Raw genomic sequence first — 18017 nt, 5'->3', positions numbered from 1 at the left:
GCTTAGTGGCTATTGCACAAAGCCGATGGGGGTTTTAGGTTGCTTGCGGTTGTTTTCATCGGTCAGTACGGCAAGCGCTAACTGACGATGTTCGTGCGCTGCGCTAAAGCGCAAACGACGGGTTAAAAGTGCAAAATCGCCGGGTGTTAATCTGCTAAGTGAACTTAGCTGCTCAGTCTCTAACGTCGATAGCTGTGGAGCGCTCACAGTGCGCTTGTACAGCGTTAACACTTGCGGTGTGCTCAAGTAGTCACACTGTAGCTTGAAATCAAAGCGGCGCAATATGGCGCTATCCAAAGCTGTTTCGAAATTAGTTGCAGCAAAGAGCGGGAAGCTAAAGCACTCAAGCTGCGCCAGCAGTTCGTTCACCACTTGCCGCTCGTGGTGCATGTTTAGCCGCTCCCGGCTGGTGAGCAGGCTGTCTACTTCATCAAGCAGCAACATCTGGTTGTTGTGGTGCGCTTGCTGAAATAGCCGGGCGATTTGTTTCTCAGAGCCGCCGACATATTTACTCAGCACATCCGAGCTTAATACGCGTTTTAACTCCCGTTTATGCTGCTCGGCTAAATGATGCGCCAGCGCGGTTTTACCGGTGCCAGGTGGACCACTGATTAATACCCGTATCGGTGCATTAGTGGCAACCGCATGGTTTATCTGCTTTAGCACCTCTCCGGATTCTTTGATGTTCAGCAGCGACATATCAAACGCCAGCTCTGCCTGATAGCGCATACTGTCATCCCACAAATCACAAGCCGTCAGGCTGTTCTCAATCACATCCTCGATAACGCCTTGCGCCAGATTGCGCTTCACGCCCAGCGTTCTGGCAACATGGGACGCGTTAGCCAGCAATGCCGGTGTCAGGTTAGGGGTTTTACTAAGCCGTGTATGAAACTCACTGCTTATCCCTAAACCTTTAAACTCAGCACGGCTCATTTTCTCCAGCACTTCATCTTTGGGTGCATTAACCGGCATCACCAACTTAAAGCGGCGAATGTAGCTGTGCTCTAACTGGTCAACATAGTTAGTTATCCAGATAGTCGGCACGGCGTTTTGCTCTAATAGCCGATGTACAGATTCTTTCGAGTAATGCGTATCGGCGCTATAGAACAAGCTCTCGCATTCATCAACCAGCAACATCATGGCACTGCCGCCCATTAAGCTTTGCAGCATAGTGATGTACTGGATGCGCTGGGTGTCGGAGCTTTTTGCACCAAACTCGTTAGACAAAAAGCCATCGTCCATACGCATATTGCGGGCTTCATAGAGTGGTACGGATAAACTCTGCGCCAGCACTTTGGCTAGTGCCGTTTTACCGCTACCGGCTTCGCCATAAAGCAGAATGTTTACGCCACAAAGCTGCTGACTTATCGCCTCGGCCAGATAGCCTTGCAGCAGCGCGACATCGACATAACCAAAATCATCCGTTTTTAACGGTGTTTCGATGCTTGGACAAAGCAGATGGCGCAGCAACTGCGCTTTGCTTTCAATCTGCTCACTGGTCAGTACATACAGTATGCTGGCCGGTATCGTGATGTCGTGCAGCTCATTCAAATACCGGTCTACCAATATCACGCCGTTTTGCTGTAATATCGATAAGCTGTGCGAGACATCGTTAGCGCTTAAACCGGATACCTCACATAGCAGTCTTTCCAGTGCCTTTTCTTCAAAGTGGCCACCCACAAAATCCACCAGCTGATTAAGCCCCTGATTAATGTTCATCAGTACCAAAAAGCCCAGGGCAGGACCAAAGTTTGGTGCGACATTAAACAAGGTGCATAGTGTCGCTAAGTTTTGCTCTACTCGGGCAGTGAGTTCAGGCATAGCATCAGCAATATTTAGGTGCTTAAGCGCAGTAGCCGTAGTCAGCTCAATATCGCTATCAAACACGTTGCCGCTGATGCGCTTTATAATGGCGCGACTAGCATTCGTCATCGCCAAGTCCACATCTATTAAGCTAATCACGTTTCTGGCATAAAACGCCGCTAAATAATGACAGGGCAATGGCGTATTAGGCGGGGTTATCATGCTTGCCCCCGGAAATATCATAGTTAAGTGCCGTTGCCGCTTGCTGCATAAACTGCATATCGCGTTTATCGTAAATGGTCGTGGTAGTAATAGACGCATGACCGGCCATCTGTCGTACCGTATTAAGGTCGATATTCTGCTCTAGCAAACGGGTAATAAAAGTGCGGCGTAAATCATGCGGTGATGCATTCTCAACACCGATATGCTGTAACTTGTCTTTGATTAGCCTGTACACCAGCCAAACGCTTAAGGCTTTGGCCGGTTTAACGTTGCCGTTTATCAACATCGAGCAAAACAGATAGCCAGGCTGTATAGAGCGCAGTTTCAGCCAGCTTTGCAGATAGTTCAGGCACCACTTGGGTAAGAATACAGTGCGGGATTTATTGCCCTTACCGTTACGCACCAGCAGCGTTTGCTTGTTCAAATCGACATCTTTTAGCTCTAGTGCTACCAGCTCACTACGTCGAAGGCCAGTGCCAAGCAATACTGCAAATAGCGCCACATTGCGCTTACCTACTGCGGATGTTGAACGCTCCAGTAGTGTAAATAGAGCCTGAACCTGCTGTTTAGTCAGCGCAGTGCCGGGGTATTCGGCATGTTTTAGCTTACTTAGGCTACAAAGCTGATTAAGCTGCTCACTATCAGACAGCTTCATCATCACAGCAATTTTGACGATACTGCGAATTGCCACCTGTGCGCGGTTAATCGAACGTGCCGACCAGCCAGCATGTTGCAGCATGGCACGTATCTGCAGCATGTCTTGATAGTTAACTTGATTAAAGCGGTTAACATCATCAACCGGCCAATCCATAATCTTAGCGATACTGCGGAGCTGTGACGCAATAGACGCTCTGCTATTAGCCGATAGCCTGCTTAAATAAAGCGAATACGGCGAAGCTGTACTCATAGAGCACCTCGTTAGATAGTGATAATCAGATTGAAATAGGGTGAGAGAAGGAGCGCCAGAAAGAGCGCTACGCCATGGTAGCGCTGGAGTTGGTGGAAATACAACCAGTATTTATGACACGGTTATTGTCGAAGAACGAGTATCTTTAACCCGACAATTTCCACCTCTGAGTTTGTCTGGTGAACATCATAAAGTAGTTTACTTTGACTAACATGCAATCGGTCCACACGTATTCTTCTGTCTCAAACTCAGCAGCCTCTGAGCTGATTTCGGTGATGGTAATAAAGCCTAACTCATGTAAATTCTCAAGCGAGGATCTTAAGGAGTGCAGCGGAATGTGAATATTTGCCTTTCGAAGTCGATTGTGGAGGCTGACAAACGGCATTTTGTACTCTTCAGTTATGTCCTCATCTACGTTATAGATAAACAAAGAGTAATCTTTACCAATTGACCTTAGTTTTACATCCTTATTTGTGAGCGAATACACGTTGTCGATTTTTGTTCGCTCATCTTCGTTAGCCACAAAGTGAAAAAAGAATAAGCAAAGTTTTATGTCGTTAACACTTAGGTTGGGTGTCGACGCTAAGTTGAGAAGTAAATAGTTAGTCTCTACCACTTCAGGAACTCGGTCAGGTGTACATTTGCCATTTCCAGAAATTGTAAGTTCAGCAAGTTTACTGCGATCGGAGAAAATACTGCATCCTATTATTCGATTCTCTTCTGTCCCTAGATTAACCATTGCGCAGCCCTCCAAATTATTGGTTTTGACTCAATTAGATTTTTGTAATGCTTTTTTTATCTTAAATAAAAACAATGTCATATCAGTAAATTTTTTTTGAATTACCGATTTCGTTGTGGCTTTTGCTTTAGTTTGGCATAAATATGACTTTTACGCTTAATTATTGCCATAGTTATCGTGTTGAAATGGTTAGTTTGAACCCGCTATCTCTAACATATTGAAAAGTGTTGAGTTAAATAGAATTGATTTAAGCTGTTGCGCAATTGTTTTTCCATTTTATAGGTACGTGTGGATGTGTATCATGAACACATCAGCGCTGATAATCCTGATACTTAAATTTATGTCGAGGACAGCAAAATGCAAATTATGAACGATGTTTTAAAGTACTTTACCAGTATGCATGAGTCTCTTTTGGCCGATACAGGTGAACTGTTAAATAGCATGACTGTGATGATTAATAAGAATCTTACAGATATTCGTGTTGCTATGTACTTGATCTGGTATACAAAGGCGTACCTTAAAATTAAATACAATTCTTTCAAAAGTTACGTGGAGAATGAGCTAACTATAACCTACCACGCTGCGATAAAGCAGGTTATGTCAGCACATTTTACCAATGAACTTTTTGGACATGAAAAGATAGGGCATTTTAGCGACAACTCAATGTTAACGCTTGGGCGACTTGATTTTCAACATCAAGTCAAAGTAATTCACGCTATTGCAGCGAGCAAAGGTAAGAAGGCTAGCGAATTGACCAAATTAGACCTTACCAAAGCTGAAATCGAGAAAGTTGTCGAGCAGTCAAGCAACCACAAACATTTTGCAGAGTGGAAAAAACATTGCCTTGTTACAAAAGATGATGAAGAGGCACACCAGCTAGGGAAAGGCTTTGAGTTAAATGAAGACAACATGGTCTTAAAAAGCAAGAATGATATCAAAGATAAAAATGGTAAGTGTATTTGGGATGATGATTATGACCCAGAGTATGACTACCTAGCCATGATTGATGATACTGAAGTTTTATGGGACGAAATCGGTGCTCGTTCTTCACTAGAAAAACTGTTATTCCACGTGAAGCGTCATAAACCTGAATATTTTGAGTATGCGATGGCACTTGCTGAGCAGAGACCTAAAGATATTTTTGACTACGTTTATAAAATTTATCGTTCGGCGTTACCAAGCGTAGACAATCTCATTGAGCAGCAGGAAGCTATTGATGATGAAATTGAAAGCGAAGAGGATTTCTATGACCTTGACGATTTAGAGAATAATTATCCAGGACCTCAATCAGCCCAAGATAAAGAGCAATACATTGCTGATCGTCGCAAGCTAATTGGTAAGCTTCAGAGCCTGACGGATACTAGCGATGTTGTAGAGCACCCAAAACTGGCACTAATGAAAGCGTTTTTTGAGATCTTGGATCATGAAGATCTTACCTACATCTATGCCAAATCTTCAATTTTGCTGAATCAGGATAACGATGATGAACCCGAAGAAAGTGCTGATGACGACGAGTATAATTTCGAAGACAAAGAGGATGCTGTAGACGAGGAGGAATAAGGTTAGTTGAAAGCCAACAGCGAGCTCGCAATTGCGAGCTCGCTACTGTTTGAACCGGAGATAACCTTTTAATATGCGCCATTAATCCCGTTATATCAATACCATAAGGATTGCTTATTAAATGTCACCTAATGACAAATCCATGCCTATTTGTGCCTTTTCGCTGGTGAAATTATGCTTAAATGTCAGAAGAAAATTATTTAGTGCTATATTTCAGGGAATTACAGTTCCATACTGGATAGGATGTAATCCATGCCCAATTCGAGCGATTCTGCGCACCACGAGTTTTTCGATTATCTCGTACCGAGTAACATTTTTGATATTAGTAAACATTCACATGTAGATATCGCGCTAAATCGCTCTATTGGGGCACTAACAAACCCACTGAAATTTCGATATACCTCAAAGCTTGATGAAATATTACAGGTCTTAACTAACCCCGATACCATTGAGTATCAGAATCAGCTTTTACTTAAAGCTTTGAATGATGTTTCGGTAGATACGGTTGATATAGACCATATTCAGATTGAACTAGGCCTCTCTGCTACAGACTTCAAACATTTGCTTGATGCAAAAAACGGTATGCTCAAAGTGCGCACTGCTGCTCGCCAAGCACGGTTGCGCGTAACGAGCTGTGATCCTGGTGAGAGAAATGAGGGATTTAAAAAGCAAGATCTCAGGCCTTTTTTTAACAAAGGTTTTGAGATGGTTCTGGATAACGATAGTTACCGGAACATCAAAATTTACTGCGCGGAAGCAAATCACCATAGGAATGCAGGCAGAGACTTACGTTACAATTTCGAAATTGAGTTTATTCCTACCCGCCTCAGCGAAAAACAGATAGAAATAGCGTTTTCCCACCTCAAATCTGTTTTTAGAAATACACGTTTTAAGCAGTTAATAAATACCGCCACCATAGGCCGAATTGATACCGGCTATATCATGTATGGTGTGTCGCAGTTGTTTGGTTTTCTATCTACAACGAATAACAAAACTACGTCAGGCTCATGCATTCCCAGAAATCGCAAACACGCTGTTGAAACAACCTACGTCGGCAGTCGTAGTTCTCACCATCTAATTGGGTATGACAAAGTTCTAAAAGAGAATAAAAAATTTATTGAAGATGTGTTCAGACGCCTTCCTGTTAGTTTTTCCGAAGTCGCATCTAAACTCGAAGGGATAAATGAGTGGTTTCCTAATCAGGCCAGTTCATTTCGCGTGGAGTCTCGTAATATTTATAAGACTGATGAAGAGCCTAACTTTGTAGAGATGGATAACATTGTATCTAGATTAGAAGAGTTAAAGTTCATCCTACCCAAAGCACTTTATCCACTTGATGAAAAACGACTTAGAAAGCTAATACTGTCAAAAACGATTGGTAGAACAAGACCTCTGATTAAGGAATTTGGTACGTTTTTCATTCCATCAGTGACAGTAACCTTCGACCAAAGCGTTCTCAGACACGCTATTCGTGAAAAGCTGACAAAATTTAAAAACATTATTCTTGATCTTACTGAGCCGAAAAAATACGGGAAAGGGGAAAACCGATCTAAAGATGCGCTAGGACTCCAACCGCCTCTAGAAGACATCAAACGGGTAAATCGAGCTCAGGCTGTTCTCGATGCACGAGCTGCCATTTCGCCTTTGATAGAAAAGAGAAGAACAAAAGATGATTCCGTCGACCGCATACTCCAATCTAAAAAAAGGGCTATCTATGTCGAGGGAGGGCCGGGCTCAGGTAAAACTCGATTAATAGTGTCACGTGTAGGGGCGTTACTGGCAAGAGGTGTCAAACCATCAGAAATCTGTGTTTTAGCATACACCAACGATGCGGCTAATGTTTTTAAGGACCGGTTAATTGAAGAGGGTTTTTATGATGAAGCTATGTTTGTCGGTACATTTAGCAGCTGGTCTCGCTCTGTTATTGAGGATGATGATGGAAAAACTTCGGCTATTTTGGATGATGAAGCTTATTTAGAGCAGCTAACTAAACTGGTATCGAAAAGACGAAAACTCATTGAAGAAAGCGCGCCAGAGGACATTGCTAGGCGTCTTAAAACAGTGTTTAGTCACGCGGCGAGTTTTCCTACACCTGATGTTAAACGTAGCCTACGAAAACTCATGCCAAAATATGAAGGACTTCTAGCTGAAGTGCAGACAGTGCATAAACAACTCTCAGAGTACAAGGCTATAAACAGTCTTAGAGATTTCGACGATCTATTTACTTCGTTCAACCAGAAACTAACCAAAACAGGTTTTGCAAAGTCAGTTGCTCGCAAATACAAACACCTTATCCTGGATGAAGTTCAGGATACCAATCCCGCACAATGGGGGATTATCGACGCCTTGCACGACAAAGGACAAGAATTTTTCTGTGTAGGTGACCCCGCCCAATCGATGTACAAGTTTAGGGGGGCTTCGGATGTTAATCTGAGGAAATTCCTAAAGGTTTTTCCTGAAGGTAAAAAGTTCTACCTGATGACCAATCATCGAACTACCGGCGAGATAGTGTCACTTTGTAATCAAGTACGAACCATGATAAACCGGAAGTATCTAAAGTCACCTTATGTAAGGCCTGATGGAATACCGCCGCTTGTGAAAATATGCGATGACATCGGGCAAGTAGCTAATTGGTTAGTCAGTGATATTAGGCATCGAGGGTGTGTATCTACAGCAACTTCGGTATTGATACTCTGCAGGTACAACAAACAAGTCGAGTTGATTGAGAGTACGTTAAACACAGTGGGTATTAAAACCGGCGAAGATGAGCAGATTAAGGTACTAACTTATCATGGTGCTAAGGGTCTTGAAGCAAAGTTAAGCTATGTCATTGACCCGCTCTTTAGTTATTCACGACTGGCGTCCTATAATGAAGAGCTCTGCAACACATATGTTGCTCTTACTCGTGCAGAGGATGAGTTGGTTGTAGTGCGATGTTCGGGTGGTTTGGGGTATTACGGTAGTCCGTCCAACAGATATGGAAAACTCTCACAATGGAAAGACTTCAGGTCTGAAAACATGCTCGCAAAATTATTAGCTGACGTGAAGCAGATAGATTAACGTTATTCAGTTTAGTCAGCACAGATTGCTTCTGAACCGAGAAAATTATGCGTGCTCGGTTTATCGATCTGCACCGCAGTAAGGTCATAAGGTATATGTGGCTGCAGTAATGGCTCAAATTCACTCGGGTCGGTAATCCTTTCGTCCAGCCAGCGGTCCACCAATGCCATGTCTAACGGCAGTAATAGTGGTGATGCCTTCGTATGGATGTGCATCAGCTTGGGGTGTGGCGGCAGGGTTATAACTGAGCAAGATAATGCTGTTTCACCGGTATCTTTGTTAACCCATTCCCTGCACAGGCCACCAAGTAATATCGCACCATCTTTAGCAACAAGGTCATGGTAATGAAGAGGCTTGTTGTTCAGGTACTCAGTTTCACCAAAGCCCTTAGCTGGAATAACACACCGACTATGGCGGTATGCCTGGTAGCCAGCAGAGCCCTTAACATTTAGTTTGTCATAACGGGTGTTAAAAGAGGTGTACTTGGAGGGCTTAAAGCCGGTAGTGGATGGTTCGAGTAACAGCCACCAAATAGCGTTGTCCATTCTGCGAACACCATCTTTCTGCCTGACAATACTGACATGATTTGTAGCCCTAATAAACCTGCTAAATATCTGGCTATCAGGGAACAGCTGGATCTGTAGTCCTTCACACAACTCTCTGACGCCGGGATCATCAATTACGTTAAGTCTGCCACACATACCTTGAACTCAATTTACCGTTCAGATGATAGTATTATGAGCTATTTAAAGAGTTTGATACGCACTGGATACTTCTGATGTGTGCCGATTGCGGACGTACCTTACAACCCGCAAGATTGTAAGTGTTCTAGTTGAATCAAGTTCACTGCTAGATGCAGCAGCCAGATCTTATATTTGCAGTATGTACAACTATGGTTTGTACCTATATGTGATTGTCAGATTGAAAGAATCGATGTAGTGTTTGTATATTAAATGCGCGGATACAGGTTGATCGGTGTTTAAGCATGGAAGTACCCGCTGAATAAGCGTTATGTGATATAGGGAGAGTTATGCCTGAGCGTAAACCGTATAGGTATCTAAACGTGCTTTTGGCTAGAAGCGAGTTTGGGGAAAACAATTTCAGAGATTTTCTGAGTGAAGACGCACGTGTTATCCAGCTGGAAGTGTTAGAGCAACACGACTTCGAAGGACTCTTGTACATAAAAAACTCTCAGGAGAAGCGTCCGAACTGGGCGCAGCTCATAGATACAATCGTTGGCCAGGAGGTAGAGCAACTATCGAACAAATCCAGTTCTGCGGTTCTACTCATCCGAGTAAGAGGCAAGGTGCTTGCATTCACCTTTGGATATGGGCGTTTTTTGCTTAAAACGGGACATTTTGAGCAAGATTTTGGACTTAAAACGGCGCTGAACACACTTAACCATCAGAGCTTACGCAGTGTTGATCTTCATACACTCGAAGATCAACCAATTCAAAAGAAATCACAAGCAATCCGTGGTTCAGAAGCTAGCGTGTTTGGTGTTGACATTTTTCGAGACGTACTTCGTGCAGTTACAGGCTCTCCTAGAGCTGGTGTGGGCTACAAGAATATTTCTGGCGGCGACGCGATCTATTCATTTGGTGTAGAAATGTTGGTAGAAGAGATACCACAAATTGCCGAAGATCTCCTAAGATTCTATGAACTAGATCTTTATAAAAACTCCTTTGGTTGGGTCGACAACATAAGGCGAGTGAAAGATGCATCGTCGATTTCGGATTTGGACGAGTCGTTACTGGATGCCTTGAGGAGTCGAAATGCCGGTATTGTTGTGACATTACCGGAGATCATCGAATGGGACTCTGTACTCGGGTTTAGCTTTACTCGTTCAAAGCGTGATTTATCTCCGACAATAGAAGCTGGCAAGTATCTTGAAAATATAGATCCCGACTCTGTCTCTATAGAGTCTGTCCGCCGAGACCGTCTCTACATCACCGATGTACATGGCAACGAATTTGGTTACTCAATTTATACTTGCTTGTACTTCGAGCTCGACGGCGATACTACCAAAAGCGTAATGTTCGGCGGTAACTGGTATGAGATTGATAAATCTTTCATGCATGGCATCGAAGCCACTTTGGCTCTTATCAGTCATAGCGATATCGAATTTCCCGGTGTTGAGATTTGGGAGGAAGATGAGGAAAACAAGATTGAAACTGAAGGGGATTACAACCTGAGAGCAGCCAGGCACTTGGGCTTCCACTTGCTGGATAAGAAACTTGTGAAATGCTCGAAGACGACGTCACCTATCGAACTTTGTGACCTCCTGACGAATGCCAAGCAGCTGATTCACGTCAAGCACCGAAAAGGCGGGTCTGCTGGTTTAAGCCATCTTTTTGCACAAGGCAGTGTTTCTGGGGAAGTTATGCTCGGTGACAGGACATTTCGAAAGGAAGCCAGAAAGGTATTGGGCCGTGTTCATCATAATGCACGAGATCTTGTTCCACTCGATGGTTTAAAGAGTGCAGACTACCAAATTGTATTTCTGATACTGGGGGACGCTAATCATAGCGTTAAGGAAAACCTTCCATTTTTCAGCAAGGTGAATTTAACGCGAGTATACGAGAATCTTTCACAACGAGGCTACACAGTCAAAATTGCAGGAGCAGAAAAGGTTATGCGATAGTGCGTAAAAACCTTTGTAGTCGCTCTCTCTTGGTTGGGATAGCCGCTAACTGTCCTCTGCCTCTGCTAAGACGGAAGATCATATAGAACCATGGATAAAAGTATCAAAAATATCATTAATCCGTCTTGGCTGGAGTCAATAAGGAAGATGGAAAAGCAATTGAACCTTACTGCTTCAGTGTTTCAGGAATCTGAAACAATGCGAACAATAAGAAATCTCAGTGAAACAGCAAGGCTTGCATCCTTGGCTTTTAACGAGTCAGAATTAATGAGGTCCGCTCGGATTGCAGCCGACAGCAGCCGACTTGCCTCGCTTGCCTTTCACGAATCGGATGCCATGAAGTCTATTAGGCAGCTGACAGAATCAAGTCGGCTGGCAATGTTAACTCTACAAGAATCAGATGCTATGAGCTCTTTTAAGGCAGTCGCAGAATCAGTTCGACTATCCTCTATAGCATTTCAGCAGTCTGGAGTTGCGAAGCAGCTCCAAAATTTTGCAAAAACAAGCCAGCTTGCATCAATTGCCTTGCAGCAATCTGAAGCATTTATGCAAATATCTCAAATCAGTAACTTGGCGTCATTTAAAGCTCTAGCCAGTCTAGATAACAGCCCATTTCCTCAAAATGCAGTCTTGACATTCACAACGGAAATTAGCAGCACCGATATAATTGATGAATCTCTTAAAGAGCTAGATACTCAAATTAGCGCAGAGATATATTCACAAAAAGATTTTAATGCGCTTTCTGACAAAACTAAGTGTATCTTGCTCTATTTATACCACAATTATTTTTTGCCAATTTTACTTGGTTGCTTAGCTGCTTACATAATGGCCAACGCAGAGGAAGCAAGAAAAGAGCTAGAGTCTATATCTACGCCTTCCGAGGTCAGGCAATTTACTCGCGCACCTAATCACAGTTTTGATCGATCTTCCTTAAAACGGTTTCGTGTAACAACAGCGCAATCCCTTAACTTTAGAGAAGGCCCCAGTATGAGATCTGAAATAATAACGGTTTTGCCAATTGGTTCGTTAGTCGAGGTCATAGATAAGTCAAACCGCTCATGGCTTTTAGTCGAAGTAGAGATTGATGGAACGCTTGAACAGGGCTGGGTGTCGAGACGCTATACAGCATATTTTAAATAAAAGAAGCAAAGGGCTACATCGGACAAATTGCCGCTGTCACCTTTTGTGCAAAAAAGACGCACAAAATCCGCCATCAAAAATTGCTCGGTAAGCCGGGCGTTAATGTCTGCATCACGCTCGAAGCGGAAATTATCTCGCTATCGGAAGTTCTTGCCAGTTGGTCGTGTAGGCTGGCGAGAGCAGCTCTCGCTTCATACTCCATTCCTGCTTATTGCCTTGGCTAGCAAACCAAATGGTTTTAGTGTGCTTAGTGTTTAATTGATCTATAAGGTGCATGAGCTTTTGGTCAGACTCTTTTGTAACAACAGGTTCGTCAAATAGCCCAGGCTGATATACACCGGGGTTATAAAAGTCAGCCAGCATTACCCCCGCTTTAGCGTATCGGTAACCGTCTAACCACAGACCATCCAATAGTTTCATTGCATGGGTAAGAAAGATGCGTGTATCGTTACTTGGTATGTCGAGCTCAACACTTTTGCTGGCGCTGTAGGGCGCATCTTTGTCACTAAACGGGCTGGTTCGCAGAAATACAGTAAGGTGCTTTGCGGTTTGTTGCTCTTGGCGCAGCTTCTTGCAAGCACGGCTAATGTATTCACTTATTGCCTCACGCATTTGTTGCTTATCAGTAATGCGTTCACCAAAGGCGCGACTACTGACAATCTGCTTTTTAGTAGGTGCCATCTCTTCTAGCGCTATACAGCTTTCACCGTTCAGTTCGCGTACGGTACGTTCAACCACTACAGAAAATTGCTGACGAATATACTCTGGATCAGCATCGGCAAGTTGCAGGGCGGTATTGATACCCAGTTGCTGTAACCGCTTAGTCAGCTTGCCACCGATTCCCCAAACTTCATCTACCGGCAATAAGGCAAGCAACTTACGCTGGCGCACTTTGTCAGTTAAATCGACTACGCCACCTGTTTTCGGCCATGTTTTGGCTGCATGGTTAGCCAGTTTTGCCAGTGTTTTGGTTGGTGCTATACCTACGCAGACGGTAATGCCTGTCCACTTTTGCACGACCTTTCGTACTTGTATGCCGAATTCGGTGAGGCTCTGGCTAAAATCAACACCGGTCAAATCCAAGAAAGATTCGTCAATAGAATATACTTCTACCCTGGGAGCCAGGCTTTCAAGGGTGCTCATAACGCGCTGTGACATATCGGCATAAAGTGCGTAGTTGGAAGAGAATGCTACTACACCATGTTTTTGCATTAACTCACGGACTTGAAATACAGGCACGCCCATTTTAATACCGAGTTTCTTCGCTTCTCTTGAGCGAGCAACCACACAGCCATCATTATTAGAAAGCACTACTACTGGCGTATTCGTTAAGTCAGGCCGGAACAATTTTTCACAGCTGGCGTAAAAGTTATTGCAGTCCACCAGCGCAAATACGGGGGTTGTCATTTACGTTTCATCTGCCTGATAACGTTGGTCACTACGCCAAAGATGTTCAGCTCTTCGCCATTACGCGGACGAATGGGTTTATATGTTGGGTTACGGGGCAAGAGGCAAAGTGAAGGCCGAGTACATAGCTCTTTCACGGTAAACTCATTTCCTACTGCAGCTACCACGATATCACCATGCTCGGCATCTACAGAGCGGTCTACAACTAACACATCACCATCATATATACCGGCGTCTATCATCGAATCTCCCTCAACCCGAACAAAAAACGTAGCATTAGGGTGACGAATACAGAGTTCGTTTAAATCCAGCGTTCGCTCAACATAATCTTGTGCCGGTGAGGGAAAGCCCGCTTTGACAGGATCGCTATAGAAGGGAATTTGTTGTTTCGGCCAGGAATCGGCGTTACCAATAAATACTACTGACATACCCACCTCGTATATGTATGGATATACAGTATATCAGTCAGGGCAGAATTGGCAATTCTGATACCAATAAGTTTAATGCTCGCTTAGTTTGTTAGCTGTGAAGTCGTCTGGCTTCTATCTATTAGGGAGCCTAAGCAGGTTAGTGCCTCCCTATAAGAGCTATAGGTTTCGCCAACTTGATACCACTGATTACACAAATAGCCGGGTAGTAATAGAAGTATTGCCTGTTTATCGCTGGCCGGTTTGAGTTTTGCCAGAGACGGCAAATCATGGCCAACACCATTCCATTGCTGCAGAAGTTGCACTGCCTGTTGCTCAGTGACGCGCTGATTATCCATAACCAAATCCTAAAAGTGAATTATTGGTTAAAAATAGATTTACAAATGATTGATGTCAAATGGCTCAGGTAATAGAATGCGGTCAACTGTTGAGAGAAATAGGGAGTAAACTTCAGGATGAAACCGACTACTGCACATAACTTTCCTGCTATGCCAATGCCGCAACGCCCGTTGAACCCAAGCCCACTCGAAATGGTTATCTATAACTATGAGGTTAAGGCCCGAGCGTTTCATCTTGAGCGAAATAAAGCTGCACCCAAAAACGAGTGTCCACAAGCCAAACTACAGCGAATTGCCAAGTGTGAGCGTGATCAAAAACATCTACGGATGGAGCGCCGGAAAATTGCAGCCCACGTTAGATTGCAAACTCAACTAACAGATTACCGTGCTGCTAATAAGCTGAAATCCTCGACTGAATTACAGGCAGAGGAACACCACCCAACAAAACGCCTTGTGAGAAATCTGCGAGCCGTAGGCGAAGTGAAGCCGACATCATTTCATGAAGCCCACCATATTATTCCAGGCAAAGGCCGATATTTGAAAGTGGATATGTTGACGTGTCGCCTTAATTTGCATCAGTACGGCATTGGTATTAACGATCCTGTAAACGGTGTGTGGTTGAGAAACTTTACCCGAAATACCCCTGATGATTGGGCTACTCCTGAAGCCCCTGCTCACCGCAAGCTACATACCTATCAGTATGAAGAGTGGATTAGCGATTTGCTGTCTAACGACAATCTGCCTGAAGCACTTTATTTAAATCGACTTCATGCTGTTAAAGTCCAGCTTAAAACCGGCACGCATCCAGTGAAAATCCTCGAAGAGAAAAGAAGTAGTTAATTATGAGCACGAAAGTTTATCGCTTAAAACGAGAGATTAATTCGTACGAAGTGCCGGATTTGGATCTGATGCAAGTGGCCAAGTTGATTGGTGATACAGATTTAAAATTGGTTCGACGGTTTGTCAGATTGCACGAAAGCATTAAAGATCGCTGGGTGCTGCCAGAATGTCCTTTAAGCGAACAGTTTCAAAATGGAACACCGCTACCTGACGTATCGTTTTGGGGTGGCTTCTTACTGCTGAACAGTAAAGCGAAAGAGTGCCTTATGCCGTTAATTGCAAATGACGGTGAGTTATTGCCGCTGATAATTGACGGTGTTCATTATGACTTTTTTAACTGTATGTCTGCAGGAAAAGAGCAGGCAGAGTTATGCTTAAAAAAATACCTGGACGGGTTTGAGTGCGGATTAGAAACACTTGTCTTTGATGAAAATAGCCTGCAGGACTTAAACATCTTTAAGTCTGAGCTTGAGGGCTATAGAGCACTATTCGTATCTGACGCATTTAAGCAATGCTGTGAAAAACACTATCTCACTGGTGTGCGGTTCGATGAAGACCTATTAAACATATTTTGACGTAAGACCAATAGCAGATGCGAAGTGTAGGTAAACTGCCCTAGGCATTAGCCTCGGGCAGTATTGCAAATCACTAGCAACTTAGTTCAGTTTTCAAACCACCGACCTGACCTTCAACCGCCGGCTCTTTATATGACGGGAGCGATGGCATGATGTTTAAGCCGGCACGGGACTCAACCTGATTAATCGTCACTTCGCGTGGGCAAAAGCTCGCAGAGCGGCTTAAGTTTTGCTCCATGATAAAAGCCGATGCCTCTACCCAGCCTGCATTGTCGGTAATCACCACTTTAAAGTAACCTGATGGTATGGTGTGACTTTCATCCGCACCCGGCAAAGTACCGAAGTACCACTCATATAACGGCCCTGTTATGACATAGACATCCTGACCGGTACGGGCCAAGTTTCTAACGGCTGTTTCAAGCTTTACCCATGCTCCCTGATTAAGGTCAGCCGATTGCGGCGTGATGTTAGATAAGTAATTCGTCATTGCCCAATATGCGGTATTACTAAAAGCAGCCAGCGGCACCTGATGACCTCGGTCAGTACCAAGCACCGCAGCAGCATCAGTGTAATCAGCTGGTTCAAGGGTATAGGCAGAACTGATATTGGGATCTGCGCGCCATGTCCGGGTACGACTCGGCCCATCAATAGTATTCTTAGTCACTTTGTAAGCAACCCAATTAGCAAATTTAGTGCTGCTGTTGTTATGTAGGGTGTAAATTGGGCGCTCAATTGTCTGGCCTGACTTACCGGTAGGGCAGCCATAAACACAGTTTGCAGCGAACGCTTGAGATGCTGACAGAAATGTCAGTACTGCTAACACGAAGGTAGTTTTGATTTTCATTTTGATGCCTTTCTATGGTTAACCAGAAAGCATCATGCGCAGATTTTGTTACTTAATGATGACTAAAATTTGTACAGATTATCTTGAGGTGTCTACTTTTCTGTGTTGTCAGCGTCGACCACAGAATTTTCGGGGAGTAAGTCTCTTGCGTCACAATCAAGCGCTATCGAGACTTTAAGCAGTGCTTCAATGCTCACATTCACCTGTCCGCGTTCTATACGGCTGATGTAGCTCAAATCAACACCGGCAGCATAGCATAGCTCAAGCTGCGTCCACTGTTTCTGCAGACGTCTGTTCTTAACATTTTGCCCGAGGGCGCTTAAAAACTGCTTACTCATCAAAAGCCTCTTAAATTTACGCGACTATGATGATTTGCCCTCTTGCGGTCTATAGATTATAGTCCTAGGCATATAATCCCAGTGAATGTAAGGACATATGTTTATGCTCAATAGTCGCTATAGATTGGCAGCTCTGCCAGTATTAATGCTGATGATTCAAAGCTGTGGTGGTGGAAGTGGCAGTGAAGAGCCCGATACTGGTACAGGTGGTGGAAGTGGTGGCGGTCAGACTCAGAAATATTTAGTCACTACGTCAGTGACCAGTGGGGGCAGTATTAGTCCGACACAACTAGAGGTAGTATCAGGGCAGACTGGCTCGTTTACCGTAACAGTGAACGACGGGTACAAGATAGATAATCTAAGCGGTTGTGCCGGTTCGTTAAGTGGTAACACATATACGACAGGTGCAATAACGGCTAACTGTCAGGTTAGTGCAGTGTTTGAACTGAAGACTTATACAATATCAACAACAGTCGTTGGAAATGGCACTATTGCACCTGATGGACTGACTATTGCACATGGCGATCATGCGACCTTTAAACTAACGCCTGATATTGGATATGAGTTAACAAGTGCTTCTGGCTGTGGTGGTGATATTAGTGAAGACAACTTCGTAACCGGCCCCATCACTTCAGATTGTGCTATTAGCGTGACTTTTACCGAGCAAGGTAGTGGCGTTGTTGTGGGACGCTATATCGACAATAAAGACGGCACTATCACGGACACTGAGACTAATCTAATGTGGCTAAGGTGTGCGTATGGCATGACTTGGCAAGACGGTACTTGCACTGGTGAACCGATAGTTATGACAGGCACCGGTGCTAATCTAGTTGATTATAATGATGAAAACTATGATGACTGGCGCATGCCTACCATACCTGAACTACGAAGCTTAGTTTATTGCTCATCGGGAGATCCGAGTTACTGGCTTGGCTCTGATAACCTTACTTACTATCCAGCTACTGGTAGTATCATTTGCAGAGGTGACTTTACTGTTCCAACTATTATCGAGACTGCTTTTCCCAATACACCCACGAATACCTTTGGATTTGCAGCAAAGAGTTCAAGCCCACATTACGATTATGTTGGCTTTAGAGACGGAAGGGTTGCTCAGTTCACGGGGAACTTGAATGTGAGATTTGTTCGGGACATCAGGTAACCAAAAAATAGAT

16 protein-coding genes are annotated in these 18017 nt (G+C 44.0%); 7 read left to right on the top strand and 9 right to left on the bottom strand.

The window, feature by feature from the left end:
• Positions 1 to 9: 9 nt before the first annotated feature.
• The 3 genes from ABGI61_RS00175 to ABGI61_RS00165 all read right to left on the bottom strand — a co-directional run bounded on the left by ABGI61_RS00175 (position 10) and on the right by ABGI61_RS00165 (position 3671).
• Positions 10 to 2025 (bottom strand): AAA family ATPase, encoded by a 2016-nt coding sequence (locus ABGI61_RS00175; protein WP_347595058.1) that lies wholly within the window; start codon positions 2023 to 2025, stop codon positions 10 to 12.
• Entirely contained in the window at positions 2009 to 2836 is an 828-nt protein-coding gene (locus ABGI61_RS00170) for a tyrosine-type recombinase/integrase (RefSeq protein WP_347595055.1), read from the bottom strand. Before ABGI61_RS00170 ends, ABGI61_RS00175 begins: the two co-directional genes overlap by 17 nt.
• A gap of 241 nt (positions 2837 to 3077) precedes the next feature.
• Complete coding sequence (locus ABGI61_RS00165) at positions 3078 to 3671, bottom strand: hypothetical protein (protein ID WP_347595052.1); 594 nt, start codon at positions 3669 to 3671, stop codon at positions 3078 to 3080.
• 357 nt (positions 3672 to 4028) lie between these two features.
• On the opposite strand from ABGI61_RS00165, the gene ABGI61_RS00160 reads away from it, so the two are divergent.
• Both ABGI61_RS00160 and ABGI61_RS00155 read left to right on the top strand, forming a co-directional pair.
• A complete protein-coding gene (locus ABGI61_RS00160) occupies positions 4029 to 5231 on the top strand; it encodes a hypothetical protein (RefSeq protein WP_347595049.1) in 1203 nt (400 codons plus the stop codon).
• Between the two features lie 252 nt (positions 5232 to 5483).
• The gene (locus ABGI61_RS00155) at positions 5484 to 8291 is read left to right on the top strand and encodes a UvrD-helicase domain-containing protein (RefSeq protein ID WP_347595047.1); all 2808 of its coding nucleotides are present in this window, start codon (positions 5484 to 5486) and stop codon (positions 8289 to 8291) included.
• Between the two features lie 11 nt (positions 8292 to 8302).
• Here ABGI61_RS00155 and ABGI61_RS00150 read toward each other — a convergent pair whose 3' ends face one another.
• Entirely contained in the window at positions 8303 to 8992 is a 690-nt protein-coding gene (locus ABGI61_RS00150; protein ID WP_347595044.1) for an SOS response-associated peptidase family protein, read from the bottom strand.
• Positions 8993 to 9321: 329 nt separating this feature from the next.
• Between ABGI61_RS00150 and ABGI61_RS00145 the strand changes: the two genes are divergently transcribed.
• Both ABGI61_RS00145 and ABGI61_RS00140 read left to right on the top strand, forming a co-directional pair.
• The gene (locus tag ABGI61_RS00145; protein ID WP_347595041.1) at positions 9322 to 10935 is read left to right on the top strand and encodes a TIGR04141 family sporadically distributed protein; all 1614 of its coding nucleotides are present in this window, start codon (positions 9322 to 9324) and stop codon (positions 10933 to 10935) included.
• 90 nt (positions 10936 to 11025) lie between these two features.
• Positions 11026 to 12075, top strand: a complete 1050-nt coding sequence (locus ABGI61_RS00140) for an SH3 domain-containing protein (RefSeq protein WP_347595038.1) — start codon at positions 11026 to 11028, stop codon at positions 12073 to 12075.
• A gap of 129 nt (positions 12076 to 12204) precedes the next feature.
• Here the strand turns inward: ABGI61_RS00140 and umuC are convergent, their stop codons facing one another.
• The 3 genes from umuC to ABGI61_RS00125 all read right to left on the bottom strand — a co-directional run bounded on the left by umuC (position 12205) and on the right by ABGI61_RS00125 (position 14248).
• Positions 12205 to 13482 (bottom strand): translesion error-prone DNA polymerase V subunit UmuC, encoded by a 1278-nt coding sequence (gene umuC, locus ABGI61_RS00135; RefSeq protein WP_347595035.1) that lies wholly within the window; start codon positions 13480 to 13482, stop codon positions 12205 to 12207.
• The gene (gene umuD, locus ABGI61_RS00130) at positions 13479 to 13910 is read right to left on the bottom strand and encodes a translesion error-prone DNA polymerase V autoproteolytic subunit (protein ID WP_347596631.1); all 432 of its coding nucleotides are present in this window, start codon (positions 13908 to 13910) and stop codon (positions 13479 to 13481) included. The genes umuC and umuD overlap by 4 nt, the downstream gene beginning before the upstream one ends.
• A gap of 83 nt (positions 13911 to 13993) precedes the next feature.
• Positions 13994 to 14248 (bottom strand): hypothetical protein, encoded by a 255-nt coding sequence (locus ABGI61_RS00125; protein ID WP_347595032.1) that lies wholly within the window; start codon positions 14246 to 14248, stop codon positions 13994 to 13996.
• Between the two features lie 117 nt (positions 14249 to 14365).
• Here ABGI61_RS00125 and ABGI61_RS00120 point away from each other — a divergent pair, with 117 nt between their 5' ends.
• Complete coding sequence (locus ABGI61_RS00120; protein WP_347595029.1) at positions 14366 to 15088, top strand: AHH domain-containing protein; 723 nt, start codon at positions 14366 to 14368, stop codon at positions 15086 to 15088.
• Positions 15089 to 15090: 2 nt separating this feature from the next.
• Positions 15091 to 15663 (top strand): hypothetical protein, encoded by a 573-nt coding sequence (locus tag ABGI61_RS00115; RefSeq protein WP_347595027.1) that lies wholly within the window; start codon positions 15091 to 15093, stop codon positions 15661 to 15663.
• Positions 15664 to 15736: 73 nt separating this feature from the next.
• On the opposite strand, the gene ABGI61_RS00110 is transcribed toward ABGI61_RS00115, so the two are convergent.
• Together ABGI61_RS00110 and ABGI61_RS00105 are read right to left on the bottom strand one after the other, a co-directional pair.
• Positions 15737 to 16507: a DNA/RNA non-specific endonuclease gene (locus ABGI61_RS00110; RefSeq protein ID WP_347595024.1), complete on the bottom strand. Its 771-nt coding sequence runs from the start codon at positions 16505 to 16507 to the stop codon at positions 15737 to 15739.
• Positions 16508 to 16599: 92 nt separating this feature from the next.
• On the bottom strand, positions 16600 to 16845 hold the full coding sequence (locus tag ABGI61_RS00105; protein WP_347595021.1) for a helix-turn-helix domain-containing protein: 246 nt from the start codon (positions 16843 to 16845) through the stop codon (positions 16600 to 16602).
• A gap of 103 nt (positions 16846 to 16948) precedes the next feature.
• Between ABGI61_RS00105 and ABGI61_RS00100 the strand changes: the two genes are divergently transcribed.
• A complete protein-coding gene (locus ABGI61_RS00100; RefSeq protein WP_347595018.1) occupies positions 16949 to 18004 on the top strand; it encodes a DUF1566 domain-containing protein in 1056 nt (351 codons plus the stop codon).
• The last annotated feature ends 13 nt before the right edge of the window (positions 18005 to 18017 follow it).

This window comes from Rheinheimera fenheensis, assembly GCF_039871805.1.
Lineage (GTDB): Bacteria > Pseudomonadota > Gammaproteobacteria > Enterobacterales > Alteromonadaceae > Alishewanella > Alishewanella fenheensis.
The sequence above is the reverse complement of the archived record's forward strand: the minus strand, read 5'-3'. Positions and strand labels throughout refer to the sequence as shown.

Bases quoted from the DNA above. Each gene is read 5' to 3' on its own strand.
- ABGI61_RS00100 (WP_347595018.1), top strand. From the start codon at position 16,949: ATGCTCAATAGTCGCTATAGATTGGCAGCTCTGCCAGTATTAATGCTG.
- ABGI61_RS00160 (WP_347595049.1), top strand. From the start codon at position 4,029: ATGCAAATTATGAACGATGTTTTAAAGTACTTTACCAGTATGCATGAG.
- umuC (WP_347595035.1), bottom strand. From the start codon at position 13,482: ATGACAACCCCCGTATTTGCGCTGGTGGACTGCAATAACTTTTACGCC.
- ABGI61_RS00145 (WP_347595041.1), top strand. From the start codon at position 9,322: ATGCCTGAGCGTAAACCGTATAGGTATCTAAACGTGCTTTTGGCTAGA.
- ABGI61_RS00175 (WP_347595058.1), bottom strand. From the start codon at position 2,025: ATGATAACCCCGCCTAATACGCCATTGCCCTGTCATTATTTAGCGGCG.
- ABGI61_RS00150 (WP_347595044.1), bottom strand. From the start codon at position 8,992: ATGTGTGGCAGACTTAACGTAATTGATGATCCCGGCGTCAGAGAGTTG.
- ABGI61_RS00105 (WP_347595021.1), bottom strand. From the start codon at position 16,845: ATGAGTAAGCAGTTTTTAAGCGCCCTCGGGCAAAATGTTAAGAACAGA.
- ABGI61_RS00155 (WP_347595047.1), top strand. From the start codon at position 5,484: ATGCCCAATTCGAGCGATTCTGCGCACCACGAGTTTTTCGATTATCTC.
- ABGI61_RS00165 (WP_347595052.1), bottom strand. From the start codon at position 3,671: ATGGTTAATCTAGGGACAGAAGAGAATCGAATAATAGGATGCAGTATT.
- ABGI61_RS00120 (WP_347595029.1), top strand. From the start codon at position 14,366: ATGAAACCGACTACTGCACATAACTTTCCTGCTATGCCAATGCCGCAA.
- ABGI61_RS00125 (WP_347595032.1), bottom strand. From the start codon at position 14,248: ATGGATAATCAGCGCGTCACTGAGCAACAGGCAGTGCAACTTCTGCAG.
- ABGI61_RS00110 (WP_347595024.1), bottom strand. From the start codon at position 16,507: ATGAAAATCAAAACTACCTTCGTGTTAGCAGTACTGACATTTCTGTCA.
- ABGI61_RS00140 (WP_347595038.1), top strand. From the start codon at position 11,026: ATGGATAAAAGTATCAAAAATATCATTAATCCGTCTTGGCTGGAGTCA.
- umuD (WP_347596631.1), bottom strand. From the start codon at position 13,910: ATGTCAGTAGTATTTATTGGTAACGCCGATTCCTGGCCGAAACAACAA.
- ABGI61_RS00170 (WP_347595055.1), bottom strand. From the start codon at position 2,836: ATGGATTGGCCGGTTGATGATGTTAACCGCTTTAATCAAGTTAACTAT.
- ABGI61_RS00115 (WP_347595027.1), top strand. From the start codon at position 15,091: ATGAGCACGAAAGTTTATCGCTTAAAACGAGAGATTAATTCGTACGAA.